Origin of the sequence: Mesorhizobium sp. J428 (assembly GCF_024699925.1) — a bacterium.
In the GTDB taxonomy this organism is placed as follows: domain Bacteria; phylum Pseudomonadota; class Alphaproteobacteria; order Rhizobiales; family Rhizobiaceae; genus Mesorhizobium_A.
Window position 1 is genome coordinate 3,311,356 of record NZ_JAJOMX010000001.1, and the last position, 23,873, is coordinate 3,335,228.

The window sequence follows — 23,873 nt, forward strand, 5'->3', positions numbered from 1 at the left end:
TTTGAACGGAGCCGCATTCGAAAACTACTTCTTGGAGTATGTATCATCGTTTGCTTGTTGTTTGGGGGAGGTACTGAGCGAGGATTGATGGTAGAATATGCGCTTCAGATTCTAACGATCTTTTGCGCAACTTTTGTTTTGATTTATCGACCGTGGTCGAAATCAACACAGTTGGGATTCGCCTTTTTCTTTTTACTGCTCGCTATTGGTTTCGGCCAGTTGATACCTTTGCCATTTTCCCTGCTCGAGTCCTCACGTCCGATTGGCCTTCTTCCCTATGGTGAGGCTGGATCAGCGACTATTCTAGCCCCGATCAGCCTCAGTGTGTCACGTACGCTCGAGGCTACGGTTTTTGCTTTTGGTACCGATCTTGTTTTTCTCTGCGGCAACAAGCTTGGCTGATGACGAACTGGCGGGGCTTATTCCATTTTTTATGATTGGAATTATCTGCAATTTAATTGCAGCACTCTTGCAATACTCATTTAGTGCGAATGCGACCCTGAGTGATATTCTCGGATATAGAACAATGATTGGTATGTTTGCAAACGTTAATCATTTTTCAACACTTGTATTTGCGAGTATTCCAATATTTGTTTATAGTGGGGTATTTCTGCGGAGACGAATTTTTTCTGTTGTGTGCCTTTCGCTGATATTCCTAATATTGCTAGCTGCGGGATCTCGAGCTGGAATTCTGATCGGAATGGGAGCCCTATTTGTTTCAATTGCCTCCCTTCTTTGGCGAGGGCGAATGAGCTCGGGAATCACCCTTGCTTTGATTATCATGCTGGCAATCTACGGTTATGGTGCACTCTCTAAACTTGGCGAGGAGGGTATTGGCCTCGACGCTATACGCGGTGATATCGCGCATACGACGTTGGAAGCTGTTAGGGACAATTATTTGTTCGGTGTGGGTTTCGGAACCTTTGATCTGAGTACCCAGTCTATGAGAAAGCCGAAAACATAATGTCGTTATATATCAATCATGCACACAATGATTTTCTGGAGATCATTCTAGAAGGCGGTCTGGCTGCGGCGGCTCTGCTCGTCGCCTATGCCGTGGCTCTATCCATTCGTTGGATCTACGTTGGACGCGCGGCTCTTCAGCGATTGGTCATTCTATCAATCGCCTTCATTGCGCTTCATTCGATGGTCGACTATCCGCTTCGGACAATGGCGGTCGCCATCACTTTCGCCTTTATGAACGCTCTTTTCTTCTCGACTATAGGGGCAAATGCAAGCCGATCAGCTCGTCCGCTTCCTCCGAGTGAACGATGAGCCTTCAACGACAGCTGTGAAGCGCATAGGTAGAACTCTGACCATCTTCTTCGCGCCGGTCTGACAGAGCACCTTGGAGGAGATACTCGCGCTGGGCGTAGTGGTGTCGGCGGTAGCGTGTCGGCGCGGTCGTAGCCCTCCGATGAGGGCCACGGTCATGCTGTTTTGAGTTTGGCATCGATGTAGGTGCCAACTCCTCGGGAGCAACTCGCTAAGGTGGCTCTGCGGAGTGTCGGTGATACGCGCAGGGACATCGGCGAGCTGGCGAGCTAACCCTGCGGATCGATGTTATTGAGCTTGGCAGTGCCGATGAGGCTTCGTTGATGGCGCCCGCTTGGCATGCGATCTGATCCGACACAGTGCCAACTCCAAGTCCTCGTCCTACGATGATCGCTGCGGACGTCGCGCTGGAGCGGCCCGTTCCTCCATTCTCATCCTTGATCCTGGCCGCGCCTTGAGCGGCCTTCTTCGGGCTGTCCTGGCAGGGCGCAATCGCCCTTGCAACGGCGTACGCCGTCTTTCGCTTCGCCCGCCCTTCGGGTGCAAGGGCGCTCCCGCCCCGCCTCTCCGGACGCCATCAGGCCGCGACGGTCGCAGCCCAGGCAGGCGAAAGGAGAACATCATGGCCCGCATACAGAAATTCGATGTCCATCAGGAGATCACCAACCGCATCGTGGCGGCTCTCGAAACCGCAGGTGAGTTCCGGCTTCCTTGGATCAGAAACAGGGGCGGCTCGATGAAGCGGCCCGTCAACATCGCCTCAGCCAAATCCTACAACGGCGTCAATATCGTCTCTTTGTGGGTGGCCGCACAGGCATGCGACTATCCCTCGCATCTCTGGGGCACGTATCGCCAGTGGCAGGAACGCGGTTGCCAGGTCCGCCGCGGCGAGAAATCCTCGCTGATCGTCTTCTACAAGGAACTGGAATTCGAACAGATGAACGAGCAGACCGGCGCAACCGAGCAGGTCGAGCGGCTGATGGCACGCGCGAGCTTCGTGTTCAACGCGGCACAGGTCGACGGCTTCCCGCTCGACGCGGACGAACCGCTTCCCGGAGAACCCGTCTTCGATCCGATCGAACGGGCGGAAGCCTTCACTCGGACCACGGGTGCGAAGGTCGAGGAGGACGGTGATCGCGCCTGCTACATTCCTTCGCTCGATGTCATCCGCATGCCAGACCGGAAACGCTTCATCGGCACCGAGACGACTACGCCGGCGGAAGGATTCTACTCGACCCTATGCCATGAGCTCGTGCACTGGTCGGGCACAAAGCATCGTCTCGACCGTGACATGACCGGTCGCTTCGGAACCGAGAGCTACGCCATCGAAGAGCTGATCGCCGAACTCGGCGCCGCCTTCCTGTGCGGCGATCTTGGCATAACGCCGGAACCGCGCGCCGATCACGCCCAATACATCTCGAACTGGCTCAAAATGTGAATCGGCATGCAATTTTGACCCCCTAGGCGGGAGGATCGGCGTCCAATTTTGACCCCCCCCTCGTGAAGTCGATCTGCGACCATCCGTTCGTTTTGGCGAGCGGGTGGAGAGGGGATGAAGACAGTGGACACGATTGCCCGGGTTCGGCGTGCCTTTCATGTGCAGGGGTGGTCGCTCAAGCGGATCTGCCGCGAGCTGCACGTGTCGCGCAACACCGTCCGCAAGATCCTGAGGTCCGACGAGACATCGTTCTCTTATGAGCGGGAGCGACAGCCGAAGCCGAAGATCGGACCGTGGAAAGACCAGCTCGACGGGCTCCTGAACGGCAATCTCGGCAAGCCGGCGCGCGAGCAACTGACGCTGATCCGGATCTACGAGGAACTGCGCGCGCTCGGCTATGAGGGCGGCTACGACGCCGTGCGCCGCTACGCCGGGAGCTGGGCGAAGACGAGAGGATCGGCGACGGCCGAGGCCTACGTGCCGCTGCTCTTCGCGCCAGGCGAAGCCTACCAGTTCGACTGGAGCCACGAGATCGTCCTGCTCGCCGGCGTGACGGTGACCGTGAAGGTCGCCCATGTCCGGCTCTGCCACAGCCGCATGATGTTCGTGCGGGCCTATCCGCGCGAGACGCAGGAGATGGTGTTCGACGCCCACGACCGGGCCTTCGCCTTCTTCGGCGGCGCCTGCACGCGCGGCATCTACGACAACATGAAGACGGCGGTGGAGACGGTCTTCGTCGGTAAGGAGCGGCAGTACAACCGTCGCTTCCTGCAGATGTGCAGCCATTATCTGGTCCAGCCGGTTGCCTGCACACCGGCCTCGGGCTGGGAGAAGGGGCAGGTCGAGAACCAGGTCGGGCTGGTGAGGGAGCGCTTCTTCACGCCTCGGCTGCGCTTCAGGAGCTACGAGGAGCTGAACGCCTGGCTGCTCGATAAGTGCGTCGCCTACGCCAAGGCCCACCGCCATGTCGACCAGCCGGAGCGCACCATCTGGGACGTGTTCGAGGAGGAGCGCGGCAAGCTGGTCGAGTATCGCGGCCCTTTCGACGGCTTCCACACGGTTCCCGCCTCTGTCACGAAGACCTGCACCGTGCGCTTCGACAACAACAAGTACTCGGTGCTGTCGACCGCGGTCGGCCGGCCCGTCGAGATCCAGGCCTATGCTGATCGCATCGTCATGCGCCAGGACGGCACGATCGTTGGTGAGCATGCCCGCTCGTTCGGCCGCAACCAGACGGTCTACGATCCATGGCACTACGTCCCGGTGCTGGCGCGCAAGCCCGGCGCGCTGCGCAACGGTGCACCGTTCCAGGGCTGGGAACTGCCGCCGGCGATGGAGCGGGTCAGGCGCAGGCTGAAGGCTGCCGACGACGGCGACCGGCAGATGGTGTCGATCCTGACGGCGGTGCTGTCGGATGGGCTCGCTGCCGTAGAGACCGCCTGCCAGCAGGCGCTTGCCGAGAACGTCTGCTCGTCCGCCGTCATCCTCAACATCCTGGCCCGCCGGCGCGATCCGGCGCCTGCCGTGACCATCCTCACCCCGGATGCGCTTCGCCTGCGACACGAGCCGCAGGCCGACTGCGCCCGCTACGACAGCCTCAGGAGGGCAAGCTGATGGAACGCACCCAGGTTCTGGACCTGATGGGAACGCTGAAGCTCTACGGCATGCGCAGCGCCTACGACGAGATCATGACCACTGCGATCAAGCGCCAGCATGAGCCGCCGAGGGTCGTCGGCGACCTGCTGTCGGCCGAGATCGCCGAGAAGCAGGCGCGCTCCATCAAGTACCAGCTCACCGTCGCCAAGCTGCCGCTGGCCAAGGACATCGACGACTTCGACTTCCCCGGCACTCCCGTCAACGAGACGCTCGTGCGCGACCTCGCCACCGGCGCCTTCGTCGCCGACCAGCGCAACGCCGTGCTCATCGGTGGCACCGGCACGGGCAAGTCGCATCTGGCCATCGCGATCGCCCGCGCACTCATCCGCAACGGAACTCGTGGCCGCTTCTTCAACGTCGTCGATCTGGTCAACCGGCTGGAGACCGAGCACCGCTCCGGCAAGCAGGGACGCATCGCCGACTACCTCACCCGGCTCGACTTCGTCGTGCTCGACGAGCTCGGCTACCTCCCCTTCGCCCAGGCCGGCGGCCAGCTCCTATTCCACCTGATCAGCCGGCTCTACGAGCGGACCTCCATCATCGTCACCACCAACCTCGCCTTCGGGGAATGGCCGGCCGTCTTCGGCGACGCCAAGATGACCACCGCTCTGCTCGACCGGCTCACCCATCACTGCGAGATCATCGAGACCGGCAACGAATCCTGGCGCTTCAAGAACCGCACTCAAAGCTAAAGCCGGAAAGTCTCACCGACGCGCCCGACCGGGCTGCGCAACCCAGACCAGCTCCACCCGGTCGGGCGCTCACCGTCGCGCACTACGAGGGGGTCAATATTGGACGCCGATGCGGGGTCATCTTTGCGCGCCGATTGACACTCAAAATCCTGAAAGACGACAAGAAGGCCGTGTTCACCGCCGCCTCGAAAGCTTCCGAAGCGGCCAATTGGCTGCTGACCCGTGAAGAGGGCGCGCCATAAGGCGCGCACTCTTCCTGCAGATATTGCCTGCCGAACATTTGCCGACTATCGCAGCGACATTGAGTTCCCTTTCGCAATCCCAACAGGAATCTGTCCATGGCCGAGCAAATCGAACGCGACCAGATCACGTCGCTCACCGCCGATATCGTATCGGCCTATGTGTCCAACAATCCGGTTCCGGCCGGTGAGCTTGCCAGCCTCATTGGCGACATTCACAGGTCCCTGACAACTCTCACCACGGGAAAGAAGGAATCTCCTGCCGAGCCGCAAAAGCCGGCCGTTCCGGTGAAGAAGTCTGTCTACGAGGATTACATCGTCTGTCTGGAAGACGGGAAGAAGTTCAAATCGCTGAAGCGTCATCTTGGTGTGCACTACGGTCTCACGCCCGACGAATACCGCGCCAAGTGGAACCTGCCGGCCGACTATCCGATGGTGGCGCCGGCCTATGCCGCAGCCCGGTCGGCATTGGCAAAGACCATGGGGCTTGGACGGAAGAAAGCCGAAGTTCCGGCAACGGCGCCCGCATCGGCAAAACGGGGGCGCAGAGTTGGCGCGAAGACGTAGCTGAATTTTTGCCGGCAAGCAGCCCTGTTGGACCGCAAGCCATTTTCATGGCGCCGACGGACGATTTGTTGGGTGCATTCAGAGCGACATCAACAGGCTCGTCTGCCGACCGTTTCGTGGACCAGTTAGGGGCAGCTATCGCAGGCTACGGTAGTGCGGCCGAACATACGTTCCATCGTCGCGCGTGTAACCGCTGACATAGGAAGTGCGCGGATTGCCGGTTACCGTCGAGATTGCCCCGTATCCGATTGCAGTCCTCCGGCGTCTTTCTTCCTCTAGCCGGGGTAGATGTTCGCCCTGTCCGCCTTCAACGTATCGCTGGCGGTCGACACGCTGATTAAGGCCGTCTCCGAAATAGATGAAGGAGGGGTTTCTTGGAGCAGTTTCCTGCGCATGCGTCATCTCTAGGGAGGTTGTCACAAGAGCAGACAATCCCAATACCCCGATCCTGATGTAGCGCATATGCCCGCCTCGTATTTTGAGTTGAGCATACCCCAAAGCTAAGAATCTATTCTTTCTACAATAGAGACAATTTTTCGCTAAACATTCGTTCAATCGGAAAGCTATCGTGCCGATGACGCCGGTCGAGAGGTCGGCGCGTTTTTCGGTCTGACCGCTCTGCACCCTCCGCAGCTTCGGCAGGTGTAAGCCAACGTTGTAGTGTTGATACGAGGCGATTCAGTAGCCGATGACAAGTTACGCATATCGAAACTTGAGCGGATCGACACGATGCCGACGCCGCGAAGACGCCGGCCGGCGAATCTATGCCCGATCTGGACGCGGCGGCTGACGCGGCAATCTCATATCGCTTCTCGAGCAGTTTGAATCGCAAATGACCGCGATGATGCAGCAGTGCTGCCAGATGGAGCGGTTACGATAGATCGAGCCCCTGTTCCCGTCTCAATCGACGACCACGTTGACGCAAAAGGGAAGCTGCCCATATCGGAATATCGTCATCGCTGACATAGACGCGCAGCGCTTCGCGGTGTCGGGTCATGGCGACATAGCTGAGTGCTTCGTCCATACTGCGCGATGCCAATACATAGGAGCGATCCACGGTTGCTCCCTGCGATTTGTGGATCGTCACCGCGTAGCCATGATCGAAATGGACGTATCGACGCGGGTCGAATGCGACGCGGGCTGACGGTCCGACCTCACCATCGATGGAAACAATGACCTGGTCGGTGTCGACTGTCTCGACGGTGCCGAGCATTCCATTCTTGACGCCGAGGTCGCGATCATTGCGGGTGAACGCGATGCGGTCCCCAGCCGCAAAGGCTCGTGGACCCGTCTCGGTCATGTAAATGGTCTCGGCCGGCATATCTGCCGACAGACGAACTGCACGCCGAATTGCCTGGTTGATGGCGTATACGTCCTTGCGGCGGTGTGCGAAGGCCAACTGCGTCGAGGATGCGCAGGTTTTCCGATCTTGGAGATACTCTTCCAAAAGCGCTGCGAGAGCTGTCTCCCGCGCACTGCTGCGGTGAACTGCCCCCTCTGCGTCATAGGCATTCAGCGCTTCTTGCAAACGCCCTTCGGCAAGGTCGCGAGAAGCATGTCTCTGCCACGCTTCCCGCTGTCGATGTATCGCTGTGAGGCGAGCAGCACCGTGACAATCGATGAGTGCGCGGAAAGGTGTCCCGGCCTCGATGGGCTGAATTTGACCCGGGTCGCCGACCAGCACCAGCTTGGCGCCTATCTGACGAAGCTTGCCGACAATGCGCATCATCTGGCGCGTGCCGACCATTCCAGCTTCGTCGACAACAAGGATATCGCCCTTGGCGATGGGCTCGTAGCCGTTTTTCCAGCTCGTCTCCAGTGACGCCAGTGTTCGACTCTCAATGCCGGATGCATTCCGCAGGCCTTCTGCCGCCTTGCCGGACAATGCGGCTCCGTGCACCTTGACGCCTTGACGCGCCCAAGCGTTGTTGGCCGTCTCCAACATCGTGCTCTTACCCGATCCGGCAAGTCCAACCACGCAGGCCAATTGCTGACCGCCAAGAATATGATGCAGTGCCGCTTTCTGCTCCTCACTCAGTTCAGCACCGAAGCGGTCCTGCAACCGTTCGTTCTGCTCCCGTATCGTCTGTGTGACGTGGTGTGGTGCGATGGCAAGGCCACTCGACATTGCCAAGGCTTGCGCATCTGCCTTCAGCTTATGAACCGCGTTTCGGTAGTCCTTGGTCGTGATATGACCGTCGTCCAGCCGGACAAGTTCCGGGGAGGCCAACGCTTTGTCGATCGCCGGACGCAAAGCGAGAGGATCATCGATGAAGTCCGCCAGAGCCCGCTTGACGTCCAGTTCGCTGAACGACTCGTGCTTATGTGAAATATGCTCCAGGATCAGCCTGGGCTGATCAGCCAATTGGGTTCTGGTGAACGGGATCGGTTCTTTCGGCAGCACCAGCTTCTGCCGCGGGTCTGGCCTCAAGGCCGCGGCGAGGGTTTCGTCCAGCGCCTTCGAAAGGCTACCCCTTTCGCGGTCCATTGCCCTACGGACACGAAGATGCCGGTCGATCAATTCCTGCCGTTCAGCCCGATCGCGGGCGTCGCAGGCTTCGGCTTCTTTTGTCAGTTCGCCGAGCAACAGGTTGTATCGGCCGTTCAATCGTGCCCAGGCGGCTCTGATCCCGCGAGGCAAGCGTTGTTGGCGAGCAAGGTTCTCCGCAATCCTGCGCTTTTGTTGGGCTAACAAGAGCGTGTGGCGCTCTTGGCGCTGTTCGATCACCAAGCGGTTTCGTCGTGCTTCAAAATCCGGGCTGACGGTTGGCAGACGGGATGAACGATCTTTGGTCGGCAATCCCTCGAAGAGTGCCGTTGCTTCCTCCACCGGCGGCAGATCGTCTGGTTCGCCCAGTCGAACGCGCAGCTCCTTCGGCTTCAGCCCCAACCAGCGGGACAGAGACCATACTTTGCCATCGGCATCGACGGCGACGAATCCGCGCCGATCTCCGCGGGCAAGGCAATATCCCTCGTCCCACAGCGAGGCCGCAAAGCTGCCGCGTGAGTCGGATTGTGCCCAGCACTTCTGGAACAGAGATTTGACTGCCTTCGGAGCGTGCCCGGTTCGTTTTGCCTGTCCGGCCTCAGCGCGTGAATAGTTCGAAGGATCGCGGCGGGTGTAATCAATAAACCCTTCGGGTGTCGACCAACCATGGTCGCGATAGAGCGCAATCGACATGTCCATCAGCTTGCGCTTGCTGTGCGCCATGTTGATCGCCTTCATCCGGCGGATATCGATGCGCGACCAGACGCAATGGGCATGACGACGTCCATGCTTCTCATGAAAGACGATTGCACGCGGTTGCCCGCCAAGGCCGAGCTTGGCTTCAATTCGGGTGATGGCCTCCTCGAACTCTTCCACCGTCACCTTCGTACCCGGCGGTGGGTTCAGCGAAAGAGAGAAGAGGTATTTTCGGCACTGAGTGCCCTGAGCGACAGCCTCGACTTCAGCGAAGGCCCCGTCGAGATCGTCGGCGATGAAGCCCACGACGGAATGCACGCTCACATGATCATTGTCGGAGAGGTTCAGAAGATGCCGCGCCAATTCGGCGCCGAACCCCCGTTCATTTCCCTCCAGGATCATCGCTCACGGCCCAGCGCGGCGACCAGTAGGGTGCGGAGGGAAAGCACATATCCATAGGCTTCCTCAATCTTTGCCCGTTCACGCTCCTCAATCACCAGAGTGCCGACATTGGCCTGACGGGCCAATTGATTAAGATTATTGGCGATGCGGGACTGACCCAAGAGACCAAGCGCCTCGGCTACCGCCTTCTTGTCTTCGACGACCGAGCCTGGCCGCCGCGCGCGGCGGCGTTCCTCTTCAGCAAACAGGCAGGCGCGGATATAGGCGCTGAGGGTCATGCCCGCCGCCATGTCCTCCAGCTTCTCACGCTCGGCCTCGGTCAGCCGCAGCGTAACCGGTATCGACTTCCGGCGCCTTTCTGTCCTTTCCCGTTTGGGAGAAGCGGCATTTTTGAATGAAACGGGCAGTGGTGTTGTTACCATGCCGGCGCCGGTGTCTGACTTCGTGCCGCTCATTGGGACGGCCCCGATCGATGCGGGCGTCGACGGGAAACTGGTCCACTTTCTGCGGGTTTCGAGGCTTCCTTTGCTCCTCCGGCGGCCGCCTCGAACTCCCGAAGTCTGCGGGCTACCTCCGGCGAGGCCTTGATTTGACCCGCCCAATTCTCCAGCTCTTCAAGGATTGAGAAGACCGGCTGCGTTTCTAGATTGCTCTCCTTAGGTGCACCAGCAATTTCAACAAGTTTAGTCGGTTCTCCAAATCGTTGGTTGTTCTGGGGCCACAGCGAAGAGCACTCGTTGCTCTCGGTTGCGACCATGTGCCGAGAATCACGATTGGTAACAGAACCCCAGTGTGAATCAGCGTGCAAAATTGGCGCTGACTCAGTTTTCATAGCATTGTAACGAGGAGTGACAATGGTTTCACAAAAGGATCATTGCCATGGTCCAAGCCTTCCGACCGTAGCCTTGTTCCTCTCGGCTTTGTTATTGATGCTGCCCACGGTGAGTCCGATGCGACGCTCATCACCATCCCTCCTTCAACTATGGCGAGTGCCTGTCCGACTCGCGGAACGAGATCAGGACGGGGCACAGCCGGTATCAGCTGCGTTTGGCGGATCTGCCGCCGGTCGGCAAGCTATTCGGCTGGTCGTTCGGGTGCAGCGATGATCGGGATCGACGACTGTGTGTGGCGACGCAACCAGCGCTATGGAACTATCATCTGCGATCTGGAGCGACGCAAGACTATCGCATTGCTTCCGGATCGAGAGCGTCGACGGTCCACAGCCTCAGATCGATACAGTTGCCCGGGACCGGGGGGCGGCTACGTAATTTCGGTGGCGAAGGCACTGCCGAAGGCGAACCAGGTCGTCGAGCGCTGGCATTTGACGGATAACGCCAGCCCGGCCGAGCTGCCTTCTGATTTTTGGCCCGTTCTGAGCTGGAATTTTCCACTTATGATCCCGGTTTCGGGGGAGGGAGGATTTCCGTGAAGAGGTCGAGGTTTACGGAGGTGCAGATCGCCTTCATCCTGCGCCAGGCGGAGGAAGGAACAGCGGTCGCGGAAGTATGTCGTAAGGCAGGCATTTTGGACGCGACGTTCTACAATTGGGAGAAGCGCTATGGCGGCCTGACACCGTCCGTGGTGAAGCGCATGCGTCGGCTCGAGGGCGAGAACAACGGGCTGAAGAAGATCGTCGCCGTCCTGCCGCTCGACAAGGCCATGCTGCAGGATGTTGTCCGGGGAACGCTATGAAGCCTGCCTGCCGGCGACGGCTCGTTGATGAGGTCCGTGCGGATTGGAAGGTGTCGATCCGCCGGGCTTGTGCGACGTTTCGAATCGATACGTCGCTCTATCACTACAGGTCGAAGCGCGGCGAGCAGGCCGACCTCAAAGCCAGAATCAGGGAGATCGCCCAGATGCGGGTGCGCTATGGCTACCGGCGGGTCCATGTCCTGCTGCGTCGCGAGGGCTGGGTGGTCAATCCGAAACGGATCTATCGCCTTTACGAGATGGGCCATCAGCTGCGGAACGGTGAGGCGGACAAGCAAGCGATCCAGTGAATCGATTGCCCGCCGAAGACCGAAGCGCCGAGTGAAGGTGTCGAGTTCGATTTCTCTCGGCCGGGAAAGCCCACGGATAACGCATTCATCGAGTCGTTCAATGGCAAGTTCCAGGCGGAGTGCTTGAACGCCCACCGGTTCCTGAGTCTTGACGACGCCCGGGCCAAGATGGAGGAATGGTGTCAAGACTACATAGTCCGACCCCACAGCGATATCGGCAACAAGCCGCCGATATCGCTCATGAAAGGCTCCTGGCGGCCGTCCCGCCCTCAGCCTCACCACCCCGAAGTTCCGACCCGGAGCGATCCAAACACGCAGAGCAGCTCAGCCGGTCGCAGGTAGAAATTCCACTTATCCAGAGCCATCTCGCAAGTAATCTGACGTTGCCCCCTGGAATGCCCTCGGTTTGAACTGGACTCCGTCGAAAGGAGACGGAGATGAAGAGAAGCCGGTTCACGGAAGACCAGATCATCGGCGTGCTGAAGGAGCACCAGGCGGGAATCCCGACGGCAGAGCTGTGCCGCAAACACGGGATCTCGGAGGCGACCTTCTACAACTGGCGTAATCGCTATGGCGGCATGGAAGTGTCGGACGCCCGGCGGCTGAGGAGCCTCGAGGACGAGAACCGGCGGCTGAAGAAGCTACTAGCGGAATCTATGCTGGACGTCGCGACGCTGAAGGAAGCACTGGGAAAGTTCTGACGCCCAGGACAAGGAAGCGCTTCGTGGCCTGGGCGATCGAAGAGAAGTGCTACTCGCAGCGGCGTGCCTGCAGTCTGGTCGGGCTCGACCCGAAGACCTATCGCTATGCGTCGCGGCGACCGGACGATGCCGCGGTGCGGGCGCGGCTGAAAGAGCTGGCGCTTGAGCGGCGTCGGTTCGGCTATCGGCGGCTGCTCATCCTTCTGCGGCGCGAGGGCATCGAACTGAACCACAAGAAGCTGTTCCGGCTATACCGGGAGGAGCGGCTGACGGTGAAGAAGCGCGGCGGCCGCAAGCGGGCGCTGGGCACGCGGGCGCCGATGACGCTGCCGCAGGGAGCAAACCAACGATGGAGCCTGGACTTCGTATCCGACATGCTCGCCGATGGCAGACGCTTCCGCGTCCTGGTGGTGGTCGACGACTTCACTCGGGAGTGCCTGGCACTCGTGGTCGACACGTCACTGTCGGGCATGCGGGTGGCGCGGGAACTGGACGCCATCGTCGAGACGCGCGGCCGACCGCTGATGATCGTCTCCGACAACGTCCTATGTTGGGAAGAATTGGCGGTATCGGGCGTCAGGTCACGGGGCATCTGAGCGATCAGATACCCTGATAAAGTTGCCCAGGCGGGCTCCGCCGTCAAGAAGCGGTCTCTCCCATAGCAAACACAGAGTACGCACGATGGCGGCTCTCACCGTCCTTAAGACGAGATCCTGAATCCCAAGCGGAAGACCTGAACATTATCTACGAGGTCAGCGAACTGCCTCCACGGCCCTTGTCAGAAAAGGGTTCTTCCGCCTGGGCTCGCCCCCTCGAAGAAGGGACGATAGGGTTCGCCGTGTTTGATCACGGCGTGTACGGTACGCGCCATCTTGGCTGCGATTGCGGTATAGGCTTTGCGACGCAGGTGAGCGTTGTGCCGATCCTTGGCTATGTAGCGCTCGAACCTATCGCGGAAGCTGTTGGTTCGGTGTAGCACTGCGGTTTGCCCTGCCATCCAGAAGGTCCGTCGAAGCCGGGCGTTGCCATATTTTGAGATCTTGCTCTGTCCTCGGAACATGCCTGATTGCACGGTGGCGAGATCCATGCCGCAGAACTTTAGGAACTGGCGATGATGCCCGAAACGGCGCAGATCGCCGGCTTCGGCGAGAATGGTCAGGGCGTTGATCGGCCCAATGCCCGGAACGGTGACCAGTAGCTGGTAGTCGGGATGGTCGGACAGCAGTTCCACAGCGCGGTTCTCGACCTCATCGCGCTGGCGCACCAAGCCGCGACCCTCGGCGAGGACCAGCCGGAACATCCGCAAGGCATCGGACTCTGCTGCTACAGGTAAGCCGACAGAGTCTTTGGCAGACTCGTAAATATCTGAAAGCAGGAGCGTTTTGGAAACCTTCCGGCCGACGACGTTCCAGGCGGCATCAATGAAGGCCTCCTTCGTCATTGCCGAGATCATGTGCGGCGACGGGAACTGTTCCAAAAAGGCCAGGAACCAGTCGCTGCGTGCGCTGCGATGGAACCGCTCGGCTTCAGGGAAATACAGCGGCAGGTAGTGGGTCAGGATCCGGTGCCAGAGTTCGGTCTTGGAGCGCGAGATGATCTCGTGCGTCTTGGAAAGCTCCTGAATGTCGTTCGTGCCCGCGATCAGCGGATCGTGGAAAAACTGGACCGCGCCGATCTCCAGCATGCGCAGGATGACCTGGGCGTCCTTTGGGTCGTTCTTGTCCCAGCTGTTGTGAAGGGCTTCCCGCGTCCGAGCGAGGGCAACCGAGGAGATCAGCTTCAGCTCGAAACCGGCTGCGCCCAGATGATGCGCGAGTGCCCGATGATAATTGCCCGTCGCCTCGAATCCGATCCGGACCGGCAAGCCATACTGGCGAAGAACCGCGATCAGTCGCTCGAAATCCTCGAGGCTGTTCCGGATCGCCAATCGGCGCCGGCGCGCTTTACCGGGAACCGCGATCAGCACCTCATGCCGGTGTTTGGAAATGTCGATGGCTACAAGAAGGGGCGAAACGGGGATAGTGTTGGCGATGGTCATGGCCGGTCTCCTTTACGGTGTGGTTCGCAAAACCACTGTAGAGACCCGAGACCCGGCTATGGCCACCTGCTGCGCTATTTTGAAGGCTGCGCAGGAGGCCATAGCCTTCCCAAACAATCTTCTTCCCGACGTGCTACGGCACCGAGCTGACGTCGCGGGCGATCCTGCAGTGGCAGGAGGACAACCGCGTCGAGTGGCACTACATCGCGCCGGGCAAGCCGACCCAGAACGGCTTCGTCGAAAGCCTGAACGGCCGCTTGCGCGACGAATGCCTCAACGAGCACCTGTTCCGCGGCATGGCAGCGGCACGCCGCATCATTGAAGAGTGGAGGATCGACTACAACGAGCACCGGCCACACACGAGCCTGCGTGGCCTCACCCCGAACGAGTTTGCAAACCGGTCCAGATCGGACCACAAGGAGAACAGAGTCCAGTTATGAATGAGGGCTGATCGGGGGCAACGTCAAATCAGCAAACGGAAGACTTTATACGTTCTTGGGATCCTGAACTTCGATCGGGAGTGTCGGATTGACACCAAGCCGCCGCAATGCAATGCACTTATGATATACCAGACCCCACCCGCATGGATCGCTGAAGGAATTCTCATGAAAATTAAATATCTGATCGTGCTCAGCACCGTCGTATTACTGGCTGCGTGCAATGAAAGTGATACCAATTCCTCATCGACTCCAGTCTCGACTCCTGCGCAACCCGTACCAACGACGGCTACACGTTCAAATATAGAAAGCCTTACTACCAAGAGGGCAGAGGTACGAAAGGAGTTCCTTCGAGCTCGTGAGGAATTCCTAGCAGCCGACGCTGCGCTAAAGTTAAAGCAGACTGAACTTGAAGCTGCTAAGGAGGCCGATAATGAAACCGGTGTTCCTGCTCTAAATAAAGAGCTCGCGGGGCTAAAGTTAACTCGCGGCAACGCCGCTGCGGCGTACCTGACTGCTCGTCGAGATTACGTTGATCTCGTCAACCGCCTCGAAGGTCCGAAACAGGTACAGAATTGACAAGTGTCGTGACGTTGTAGATCGATCAATCTCAATGTGGTCGTATTTCTGCCAGAGCGGCTTGAACAGCCCCGGCATTCCCGGCATTCCAGGCACTGCGGCAGTTGCTTGATTTGAGCTCTGCCGCCACCAGAATGTCGTGGCTGTTTTATGGAGAGACGTTTGTCAACGACGCCATTCCGGACCTGTGTCATCGTGGTCGCGATGCACCGAAGCGGCAGTTCCGCGCTGACTTTCGTGCTTAAGTCGCTGGGCGTCTCGCTCGGTGACAATCTGCTGGACGCGACCGACTCAAATCCAAAGGGACATTGGGAGGCTTCCGACGTCGTCGCTGCGAATGTTCGGATGTTCAAATCGCTGGATTTGTCCTGGGATAGCGTCGAGAAGTTTCCCAACGGCTGGTTCAGTTCGGCGGGTGCGGCCGACCTGGAGGCGTTCGTCGCCGCGACGCTCGAGAACAATTTCAGTAAGAAGTTCCTTTTCGGGTTCAAGGATCCGCGCCTGTGCCGCACCCTGCCTGTTTGGCTATCGCGACTGAAGAGGCACAATGCCAGGCCGCTGTGCGTCCACATTACGCGCAATCCCCTAGAAGTCGCAGCCTCACTCAACAAGCGGGACGGGATACCGGTCGCCCGCGGCCTCATGCTGTGGTTGCGCTATGTCACCGAAGGAGAACTTTACAGCCGATCGTCTGACCGGACTTTTGTCACTTATGAGGATCTCCTTTCCGATTGGCAGTCGGTAGCGGACAAGGTGGCGTCTACGGCGAACATCGTTTGGCCCCGCAACCAGCTCCGCGCCCGGGCCGAGATCGAGGAATTCCTTGAGTCCGACTTGCGTCATCATGTTTCGTCCGACGACAAGCTTCTTCGGCGCACGGATGTTCCCCATCTGGTCAAGGTCGCGTTCGGGGCGCTTCGGGAGCTCGCAGCCGATCCCCGCGATGCTTCGGCAATGGAGGCGCTCGACGGCGTGCGTCGTGACCTCGACAATGCGGATGCCAATTTCAACGCCTTGGTAGCAGGTCTTGAGGGTGAGGTTCGCAATGCAAAGCAGGCCGGCGCCTCGGCGGCGATGCGGCACAAGGAGCAGTTCGCGCAGGTGGGAGAAGGCGTCGCCAGGTTGGCGCAGACAGTTGGGATCCTCATAGGATCGCCGGAAGCCGATGTGAGGACGGTTGGGACCGAGAGCGATGCGGATACGACCCCTCACGACAAGAACCCCGAACCGACAGCGATTCTCCGGATGCTTGACAAAATGGAGAACGAGGTCGGGGAATTCGCCAGGATCCGGGCAGGTGAAACGGGCGCGGCCATCTTGGATTTGTTGCGCGATGTCTCGGGGATTCTTCCATCTGATGTGGCGGAAGAGATTCTACGGCGCAACGAATCGGTTCCGGTGCCGGAATTGTTGGCGACCCTCCGAAAGGGCATGTCGCACCTGACCAACGAGATCGCCGGAGTTCAAGAGCTTCGGCAGAATGTCCAGGAACTGGAACAGCGGCTGGCCAGCGCGGAGCAGGAACGCCAGGCAAGTCTGGTATATCTCGACGAGCTCGGAAATCTCCTCAAGACGGAGCAGCAACGCGCCGCGGCGGCAGTCTCGGCAGCCGCGTCGGCGACCGCCGAGCGGCAGAACCTTGAGGAGCGGCTACTTCGCGCGAAGGCGGAACTGGAACAGCGGCTGGCCAGCGCGGAGCAGGAACGCCAGGCAAGTCTGGCGAATCTCGACGAGCTCGGAAATCTCCTCAAGACGGAGCAGGAACGCGCCGCGGCGGCAGTCTCGGCAGCCGAGTCGGCCGCCACCGAGCGGCAGAACCTTGAGGGGCAGCTGCTTCGCGCGAAGGCGGAACTGGAACAGCGGCTGGCCAGCGCGGAGCAGGAACGCCAGGCAAGTCTGGCGAATCTCGACGAGCTCGGAAATCTCCTCAAGACGGAGCAGGAACGCGCCGCGACGGCAGTCTCGGCAGCCGAGTCGGCCGCCGCCGAGCGGCAGAACCTTGAGGAGCGGCTGCTTCGCGCGAAGGCGGAACTGGAACGCCGGGATGAGTTATACATCGAGGCGGAGGCCGCGCTTACCGAGAGCGTGCGGCGGCTCGAGTCGGAGCGCGCTAGCCTCGTTACGGCTCTGGCCAGAGGTTCGGAAATATCCGAGCGCGCCAAGAAGCAGGCGACTGCTCATATTTCGCGCATGCGAAAGAAAGCGCGGGACAGCAGCGCAGCGCATCGTGAGGAGATTGCCGACCTTGAGAGAAAGTCCCAAGAAATCGCCCGCGCGGCGCGCGAACGGATGGTCAGGGTCGCGACCGCCGTAAGCGAGGCAGACGAGTCCCGAAATCGCTTGCGGGAACGCGCGTTGGCGCGCTTGTCGGACGCGATGGCTGAGCGGACCACCATCGTCGACATGGCGCGCCACCTGACGCGGGCGACAAGCGAGGCGCGGAGGTCGACAGTTGCGGCGGTCGTAGGTGCGGCTGCCGCTTACCGAAATTCTGTTATCCCTGTCCCTGTCCCAAGCCAGACTATCGATTTGGGTGTCATGAGGGTCGAAGCGGAAAGTTACCCGCGCAAACCCGGCTTCATGAGAGCGATCGGTTCGGGCATCTACGGGCGGCGGAACAAGGCGACCGTCGCACGGCTCTTCGATCGCGAATACTACAAGAGCCAGCTCGACGAGCAGGTGCCGTTAGACGAGGACCTCCTTGCCCACTACCTCCGGAGTGGATGGCGCAGGGGGCTGAACCCACATCCGCTATTTAGCGTCCGCTATTATCTTGAGACCTATGCCGACATAGCGTCCAACGACCTTGAGCCGTTCAGCCATTTCCTGCGGCACGGCGACAGGGAAGGCCGCAATCCGCATCCCCTTTTCCTCAACGGATACTACCGCGCGCTGCGTGGCGGAAAGCTGGATACGTCGGTCAGCGTCATCGAGGACTTCCTTGCAAGCGGGACGGAAGGGGTCGACCCGCATCCGATCCTTGATCTCGCCATGGTGGCTTCCGCTTGCGACATGCCCGGCGCGAGCGCGTCCGAGGCGCTGATCCATTACCTGAACCAAGGCTGGCGCGATGGCGTCGATCCGTCGCCGCTGTTCAGCGCCGATTACTACCGTTCGCAATTGGGCGAGGCGGGGACGGCCGGAATCGAACCCTTCGAACATTTCGTTCTCTACGGTGCGCCGAACGGGGTCTCGCCGCATCCGCTGTTCGACATGACGCACTACCGCGCGCAACTCGGGGGAAGAGATCTCCGTCACGTCGATCCGCTCGCGCACTACCTGACACTTGGCGAAGCGGAAGGGCTCACGCCGCACCCGCTGTTCGATCCGGCGATTTGCCGAAAGACAATGTTACCGGGCGAGAATCTGTCACGCGGGCTGCTTTGGCACTATCTCTCCGAGGTCGTTCCGGTGCTGGCGCGGGTCTTTGACGACGCTCACTACCGGCGACAAGTGGGGTCGACCGTCCCCGCGAACATCTCACCGCTGTGGCACTATGTGACGGAGGGATGGCGACACGGTGTCGATCCGCACCCGTTGTTTGCGGTCCGCTATTATCTTGAGACCTATGCCGACATAGCGTCCAACGACCTTGAGCCGTTCAGCCATTTCCTGCGGCACGGCGACAGGGAAGGCCGCAATCCGCATCCCCTTTTCCTCAACGGATACTACCGCGCGCTGCGTGGCGGAAAGCTGGATACGTCGGTCAGCGTCATCGAGGACTTCCTTGCAAGCGGGACGGAAGGGGTCGACCCGCATCCGATCCTTGATCTCGCCATGGTGGCTTCCGCTTGCGACATGCCCGGCGCGAGCGCGTCCGAGGCGCTGATCCATTACCTGAACCAAGGCTGGCGCGATGGCGTCGATCCGTCGCCGCTGTTCAGCGCCGATTACTACCGTTCGCAATTGGGCGAGGCGGGGACGGCCGGAATCGAACCCTTCGAACATTTCGTTCTCTACGGTGCGCCGAACGGGGTCTCGCCGCATCCGCTGTTCGACATGACGCACTACCGCGCGCAACTCGGGGGAAGAGATCTCCGTCACGTCGATCCGCTCGCGCACTACCTGACACTTGGCGAAGCGGAAGGGCTCACGCCGCACCCGCTGTTCGATCCTGGTTTCTACAGCCAAAGAATACCGGCGGCGGAGGTGACCTCGCGTGGTCGCCTTTGGCATTATGTCACTGGCGGTAGTCGCAATATGCGACGAACTCATTGGCTGTTCGACGGCAACTATTTTGCAAAGCGCAGCGGTGTCACGATACCCCCTGGCGAAACCCCTTTGGGGCATTACGTCCGCCACCAGTTGTTCGACGATCCATCGCCGATCTTCGATGTCACGCATTATCTAATCAAGGTGGGCGACAGACTGAACGGACAACATCCGGCTCTGCATTTCCTAAGCACCGACCCGAAAGACTTCGTCAGTCCGCATCCCCTTTTCGACGGTGAGTTCTACAGAGCTCAGCGCGGCGTGGCCGGGGTGACGCATCCGAACCTGCTCATTGACTATCTCGAGGCCGTACCCGCGATCTCCTCCGCGAGCCCCGGTCCGTATTTCGATTCCGCATACTATCTGAAAAGGTATGTCGACATCTCGGGCGGCGGCGTCAATCCATTACCACTACCTGGCACATGGCGCTGACGAGAATCGTAACCCAAGCGAGTACCTTCAATACCGAATTCTATCGTCAGGCGGCGGGCCTTGGCGCCTCAATGAATCCCCTGTCGCACTACGCGACGAGCGGTGCCGAACTTGAATTGCCCGCATCACCCGAAGCGGCTTTGCGCACTAAGCGCGAGGACCTAACTCGCGCCTTCGATGGCGTCGCGCCTACAAGCGATCGGCTTGTGCCCGTTTATCTTCCCGGGGGCCTCAAGCGCGTCGGGCAATGCAAATCGGTGCTCGTCGTCGGCCATACCGCCGGCAAACATTTTAGCGGAAGCGAACGCAGCTTCCTTGATATGCTGGACGGGCTCGCCGCGATCGGGTTGAACGCAGTAGCGGCATTGCCGCAGGACGTCCCGGCATATACCGCGGAGGTTGCGAAGCGAGCCTGCCAGGTCGTGATTGCCAAGTATGGATGGTGGCGAGACAATCCGGTGTCCGCGGAGACTCTCCGGAGATTTGAAGACATTATTTTCAGAACCGGCGTCGATGCGGTTCATGTCAACACGATCATGCTACGCGAGCCGTTGATCGCGGCGGCCAACTGTGGCGTGCCGTCGATCGCCCACATCCGAGAACTCATCACACATGACGAGGCATTGGCTCAGGTCATCGGGGAGACCCCGGAGCGGATCGTCGAAATGACCCTTGAACGGGCCGACTGGATCATTGCCAATTCCCGTGCGACAGCGGAATGCTTCCATAAGGAGGGGTTCACCCATGTCGTTCCGAATACGACTGACTTTGAAGCACTGGACATTCCGAACATCGTCGATCCGTCGGCGGTGCGCTTTGGAATCATATCGAGCAATCTCCCGAAAAAGGGGATCGATGACGTCATCGAACTCGCCCGCGCATGCGAAGACGCGGTGCCCAATTCACGTTTCGTTATCATAGGTCCCGAGAATACATTCATTGATGGCCTCAAATCCAAGCAGGTGCGAGGCGAGCTCCCGTCCAACTTGACCTTTGCTGGCTATGCCGACACGCCATTAGAGGCGATCAGGATGACCAACGTCGTCCTTAGCTTCTCGCATTTTGCCGAATCCTTTGGACGTACGGCACTTGAGGGCATGGCGGCCTGCCGGCCGGTGATAGCCTATGAATGGGGCGCATTGCCCGAACTGGTGGAACACGGGTCGACCGGATTCCTGATCCCCTATCGCCAACCTCTGGCCGCGCTCGATCACGTCCGCGAACTGTGCCAAAGTCCCAAATTGATTGCTGAACTCGGAAGAAGGGGCCGTGAAGCCGCCTTAGAGAAATTCTCCAGGACGCGGTATGCGGAGAGACTCGCGTCAGCTTATTCCACAATATTTGAAGGGGATTGGCCCGCGGATCCAGATGTTGGCGACCCGACTGGCGGTAACACCTCCTTGTCGGACGACATAGCGCGGTCGGCCTCGTCCGTCTCGGCTCTGACGCAGATTGAAGCGGAAACGAGCGGTATGCTCGTGGACGCCGGCAGTGCCGCCGGTCTGTTGGTGAAGAAAGCCAGGGCACTTGCGGACCGACGACCAGCGCCTGAAACACTGAAGGTCGCCTATTTCTGCTGGCATTTCCCTGTGCCGTCGGAAACTTTCGTTCTGAACGAACTGCGGACACTTGTCGAATGGGGCTATGATGTCCGCGTCTTCTGCAAAGAGATCCCCTATAAGGATTTCCGGCCCGATTTCGCCATCGAGTGGGAGCGGGTCTCGTCCCCGGAGCAATTTGCGGAACGCTTGCGGGAGACGGGCAGAACCGTCGTTCATGCGCACTTCACCTATCCCACCGTGACGAACATGGTCCTGCCGGCCTGCGAACTTGCCCATGTGCCGTTCACGTTTATCGCACATGCGCAAGATATCTTTCGCTACAAGAATGACGAACTCAACAGAATCGGTGAAATCGGCCGATCGCAGTGGTGCAGGCGTGTGCTTGTGCCCTCGAAGTTTCATCGGAGGTATATTGCGGAGCGCGGCGTTCCCGAAAGCAAGATCGTCATCAATCCGAACGGCATCGACGCAAAGCTCTATAGTGACGGAAAAACAGAAGGGAGGGAGACGCGACCTTTCCGCCGCGTCGTCGGGGTTCACCGCTTTGTGGAGAAGAAGGGTCTCATTCATCTTGTGCGGGCCGCAAAAAACCTTGAAAACGAAGGTATTGCGGTCGACATCTACGGCTATGGGGATCTCGAAGACGAGTAGCAGAGCAGCAATAGCGGAACTCGGATGTTCCAACGTCACGATACACGGTCCGGTCCGGGATCGCGAACATATGCTGTCTGTGTTCCGTCAGGCGGATCTTTTCGCATGCATATCTGTCCGGGCGGCGGACGGAGATATGGACGGCATCCCCACAGTGCTCATGGAAGCGATGGCCAGCGGATTGCCGGTGATCACAACGAACGCCGCCGGCATACCAGACCTCGTCGTACCCGACCTGACCGGAATCGTTACCGAGCCCAACCCCGAGGCGGTAGAGACGGCGATCAGGCGCTATTTCCAGATGCCGGACGGCAAGGTGGCTGCCATCATACGCGCTGCCCAGGAGAGAGTTGAGAAACACTACGACATCAAGCGCCTGACCCGCACCTTGCTAGCAATATGGGAAGGCCGCGTTTTGGACCTTGTCATAGTGAGCTGGAATAATCTCTCCGAACTCAAGGAAGTCATCGCCAGGCTGCTGCGCAACACGTCCATGCCTTACCATCTGACAATCTGCGATAACCAGAGCCAGCCGGACGTTCGCGCTTACCTCAGCCAGCTTTCGGAAGAACAGGAAGCCGTCTCGGTCATTTTCAACGATCGGAACGCGATGGTGGGGCCGGGCACGAATATAGCCGCCCAGAACGGCTTTGGGGAATACATTCTCTATGTCTGCGGTAAGGAGGGCATGACTTTCCAGCCTGGATGGGAGATTCCGTTTATGCGGACGATGGACGAGAACCCAAAATATGGACTGGCTGGCACCCTGGCTCACTCGCCCACCTATCTCTATGGCAGGCAGTATCCCGGCGGGGTCGCGGAGTTCGGCAAGTTCCGCAACCCGGAATTTGCCAGTGAGAATCCGGATCGCCCGTTTAGCCACGTCCAAGGCGGACTGTTTGCAATCAGGCGGAAAATGTTCGAGGAAATCGGGGGGTTCAGCGAAGCTGTGCCGCACAATTATACGGATGTCGAATACAGCTTCTATGTCGAGAGCAGAGGCTGGGAACTCGGACAGGTGGACGAGATGATATCCCTTTACAACAAGAGCAGGCCGGCCTTGCTCGCACGTTTCGAAGAGACGATGATGTCGGCGCATCCCCCGCAGCTTCAAGAGTTGGAAGTGCTTGATGCGATTTCATCGGGGGGACGCCATATCTGCAACATATGCGGCTGGAATGGTCCGTCCTTTCGAGAGGGCGAGCATGACTTGCGGTGCCCGTCCTGTTCATCCAGTATGGCGGATCGCAGCCTCTTCCGTTGGCTCGCCCCCTCGCCTTACCTTTATCGTCGCCTGCCAGCGCTTTCCGTGGGGCTCACGGGCGAGATTGCCCGCTACTGGCAGCAACAGTTTCAGGGACCTGCTCTAACCTGGCGAGAGTTCGAGGAAATTCGAACAGATGGGCTTCCCAACAAGAGCAGTTCGCTGGAAATCGGGGTGATACGCGGCTTTCCCCTGCGCGACAGCGGATCGAATTCAATGCTTCGCGAGTTCTCGCGAGTGCTGAAGCCCGGCGCACCACTGCTGATCCAATCCGACCCCAATACGCCATTTCACCGCGACTACAAGATGGACAGTGCTATGTCCGAATTATTCAGTTCATCTGGCTTCGACGTCGCCGGGTTGAAAGTATACACCAGCAAGGCAAACGAATTTGATTGGGCGCCGATTTTCATCCTTACCGCATGTTGAGGGGTTTCATTCCTGAATTAGTCTTGCCGTAGTTTCGAGAACCGCCGAATAAGTGAAGATAGAATGAATCTCTAATACGGCGGAACACGGAAGTCTTCTTCGGCCGAGCACCGAT

At 59.4% G+C, this 23,873-nt stretch carries 12 protein-coding genes and 5 pseudogenes; 14 read left to right on the forward strand and 3 right to left on the reverse strand.

Going from position 1 to position 23,873, the window contains the following annotated elements:
• Positions 1-87 precede the first annotated feature (87 nt).
• From LRS09_RS16710 to LRS09_RS16745, 7 genes and pseudogenes are all read left to right on the forward strand, one after another.
• The gene (locus LRS09_RS16710) at positions 88-402 is read left to right on the forward strand and encodes a hypothetical protein (protein WP_257807956.1); all 315 of its coding nucleotides are present in this window, start codon (positions 88-90) and stop codon (positions 400-402) included.
• Positions 395-964, forward strand: a complete 570-nt coding sequence (locus tag LRS09_RS16715) for a hypothetical protein (protein ID WP_257807957.1) — start codon at positions 395-397, stop codon at positions 962-964. The genes LRS09_RS16710 and LRS09_RS16715 overlap by 8 nt, the downstream gene beginning before the upstream one ends.
• Positions 964-1,275, forward strand: coding sequence for a hypothetical protein (locus LRS09_RS16720; protein ID WP_257807958.1), 312 nt, complete (start codon positions 964-966; stop codon positions 1,273-1,275). The genes LRS09_RS16715 and LRS09_RS16720 overlap by 1 nt, the downstream gene beginning before the upstream one ends.
• Before the next feature lie 622 nt (positions 1,276-1,897).
• Complete coding sequence (locus LRS09_RS16730; protein WP_257807959.1) at positions 1,898-2,713, forward strand: ArdC family protein; 816 nt, start codon at positions 1,898-1,900, stop codon at positions 2,711-2,713.
• Positions 2,714-2,827: 114 nt separating this feature from the next.
• A pseudogene (gene istA, locus LRS09_RS16735) lies at positions 2,828-4,430 on the forward strand (IS21 family transposase).
• Positions 4,327-5,061: an IS21-like element helper ATPase IstB gene (gene istB / locus LRS09_RS16740; protein ID WP_257807960.1), complete on the forward strand. Its 735-nt coding sequence runs from the start codon at positions 4,327-4,329 to the stop codon at positions 5,059-5,061. Before istA ends, istB begins: the two are co-directional and overlap by 104 nt.
• Positions 5,062-5,399: 338 nt before the next feature.
• Positions 5,400-5,867, forward strand: coding sequence for a MucR family transcriptional regulator (locus tag LRS09_RS16745; RefSeq protein ID WP_257807962.1), 468 nt, complete (start codon positions 5,400-5,402; stop codon positions 5,865-5,867).
• Positions 5,868-6,738: 871 nt separating this feature from the next.
• Here LRS09_RS16745 and LRS09_RS16750 read toward each other — a convergent pair.
• Together LRS09_RS16750 and LRS09_RS16755 are read right to left on the reverse strand one after the other, a co-directional pair.
• A complete protein-coding gene (locus tag LRS09_RS16750) occupies positions 6,739-9,453 on the reverse strand; it encodes an AAA family ATPase (protein WP_257807963.1) in 2,715 nt (904 codons plus the stop codon).
• Positions 9,450-9,908, reverse strand: a complete 459-nt coding sequence (locus tag LRS09_RS16755) for a MobC family plasmid mobilization relaxosome protein (protein ID WP_257807964.1) — start codon at positions 9,906-9,908, stop codon at positions 9,450-9,452. The genes LRS09_RS16750 and LRS09_RS16755 overlap by 4 nt, the downstream gene beginning before the upstream one ends.
• Positions 9,909-10,878: 970 nt before the next feature.
• Between LRS09_RS16755 and LRS09_RS16760 the strand changes: the two are divergent.
• A pseudogene (locus LRS09_RS16760) lies at positions 10,879-11,795 on the forward strand (integrase core domain-containing protein).
• 95 nt (positions 11,796-11,890) lie between these two features.
• A pseudogene (locus LRS09_RS16765) lies at positions 11,891-12,714 on the forward strand (IS3 family transposase); the annotation flags it as partial.
• Between the two features lie 192 nt (positions 12,715-12,906).
• Here the strand turns inward: LRS09_RS16765 and LRS09_RS16770 are convergent.
• Positions 12,907-14,192: pseudogene (locus tag LRS09_RS16770) on the reverse strand (IS110 family transposase).
• Between the two features lie 137 nt (positions 14,193-14,329).
• Between LRS09_RS16770 and LRS09_RS16775 the strand changes: the two are divergent.
• The 5 genes and pseudogenes from LRS09_RS16775 to LRS09_RS16795 all read left to right on the forward strand — a co-directional run.
• Positions 14,330-14,632, forward strand: a pseudogene (locus tag LRS09_RS16775) (transposase); the annotation flags it as partial.
• A gap of 165 nt (positions 14,633-14,797) precedes the next feature.
• The gene (locus tag LRS09_RS16780) at positions 14,798-15,208 is read left to right on the forward strand and encodes a hypothetical protein (RefSeq protein ID WP_257807965.1); all 411 of its coding nucleotides are present in this window, start codon (positions 14,798-14,800) and stop codon (positions 15,206-15,208) included.
• A gap of 162 nt (positions 15,209-15,370) precedes the next feature.
• Complete coding sequence (locus tag LRS09_RS16785; protein WP_257807966.1) at positions 15,371-19,852, forward strand: hypothetical protein; 4,482 nt, start codon at positions 15,371-15,373, stop codon at positions 19,850-19,852.
• Entirely contained in the window at positions 19,843-22,065 is a 2,223-nt protein-coding gene (locus LRS09_RS16790; RefSeq protein WP_257807967.1) for a glycosyltransferase, read from the forward strand. The genes LRS09_RS16785 and LRS09_RS16790 overlap by 10 nt, the downstream gene beginning before the upstream one ends.
• Positions 22,043-23,758: a glycosyltransferase gene (locus LRS09_RS16795; protein WP_257810223.1), complete on the forward strand. Its 1,716-nt coding sequence runs from the start codon at positions 22,043-22,045 to the stop codon at positions 23,756-23,758. The genes LRS09_RS16790 and LRS09_RS16795 overlap by 23 nt, the downstream gene beginning before the upstream one ends.
• Positions 23,759-23,873: the final 115 nt, after the last annotated feature.

Coding starts and splice junctions, on each gene's coding strand:
- LRS09_RS16750 (WP_257807963.1), bottom strand. CDS start 9,453: ATGATCCTGGAGGGAAATGAACGGGGGTTCGGCGCCGAATTGGCGCGG.
- LRS09_RS16780 (WP_257807965.1), top strand. CDS start 14,798: ATGAAAATTAAATATCTGATCGTGCTCAGCACCGTCGTATTACTGGCT.
- LRS09_RS16745 (WP_257807962.1), top strand. CDS start 5,400: ATGGCCGAGCAAATCGAACGCGACCAGATCACGTCGCTCACCGCCGAT.
- LRS09_RS16710 (WP_257807956.1), top strand. CDS start 88: ATGGTAGAATATGCGCTTCAGATTCTAACGATCTTTTGCGCAACTTTT.
- LRS09_RS16790 (WP_257807967.1), top strand. CDS start 19,843: ATGGCGCTGACGAGAATCGTAACCCAAGCGAGTACCTTCAATACCGAA.
- LRS09_RS16720 (WP_257807958.1), top strand. CDS start 964: ATGTCGTTATATATCAATCATGCACACAATGATTTTCTGGAGATCATT.
- LRS09_RS16755 (WP_257807964.1), bottom strand. CDS start 9,908: ATGAGCGGCACGAAGTCAGACACCGGCGCCGGCATGGTAACAACACCA.
- istB (WP_257807960.1), top strand. CDS start 4,327: ATGGAACGCACCCAGGTTCTGGACCTGATGGGAACGCTGAAGCTCTAC.
- LRS09_RS16730 (WP_257807959.1), top strand. CDS start 1,898: ATGGCCCGCATACAGAAATTCGATGTCCATCAGGAGATCACCAACCGC.
- LRS09_RS16795 (WP_257810223.1), top strand. CDS start 22,043: ATGGGGATCTCGAAGACGAGTAGCAGAGCAGCAATAGCGGAACTCGGA.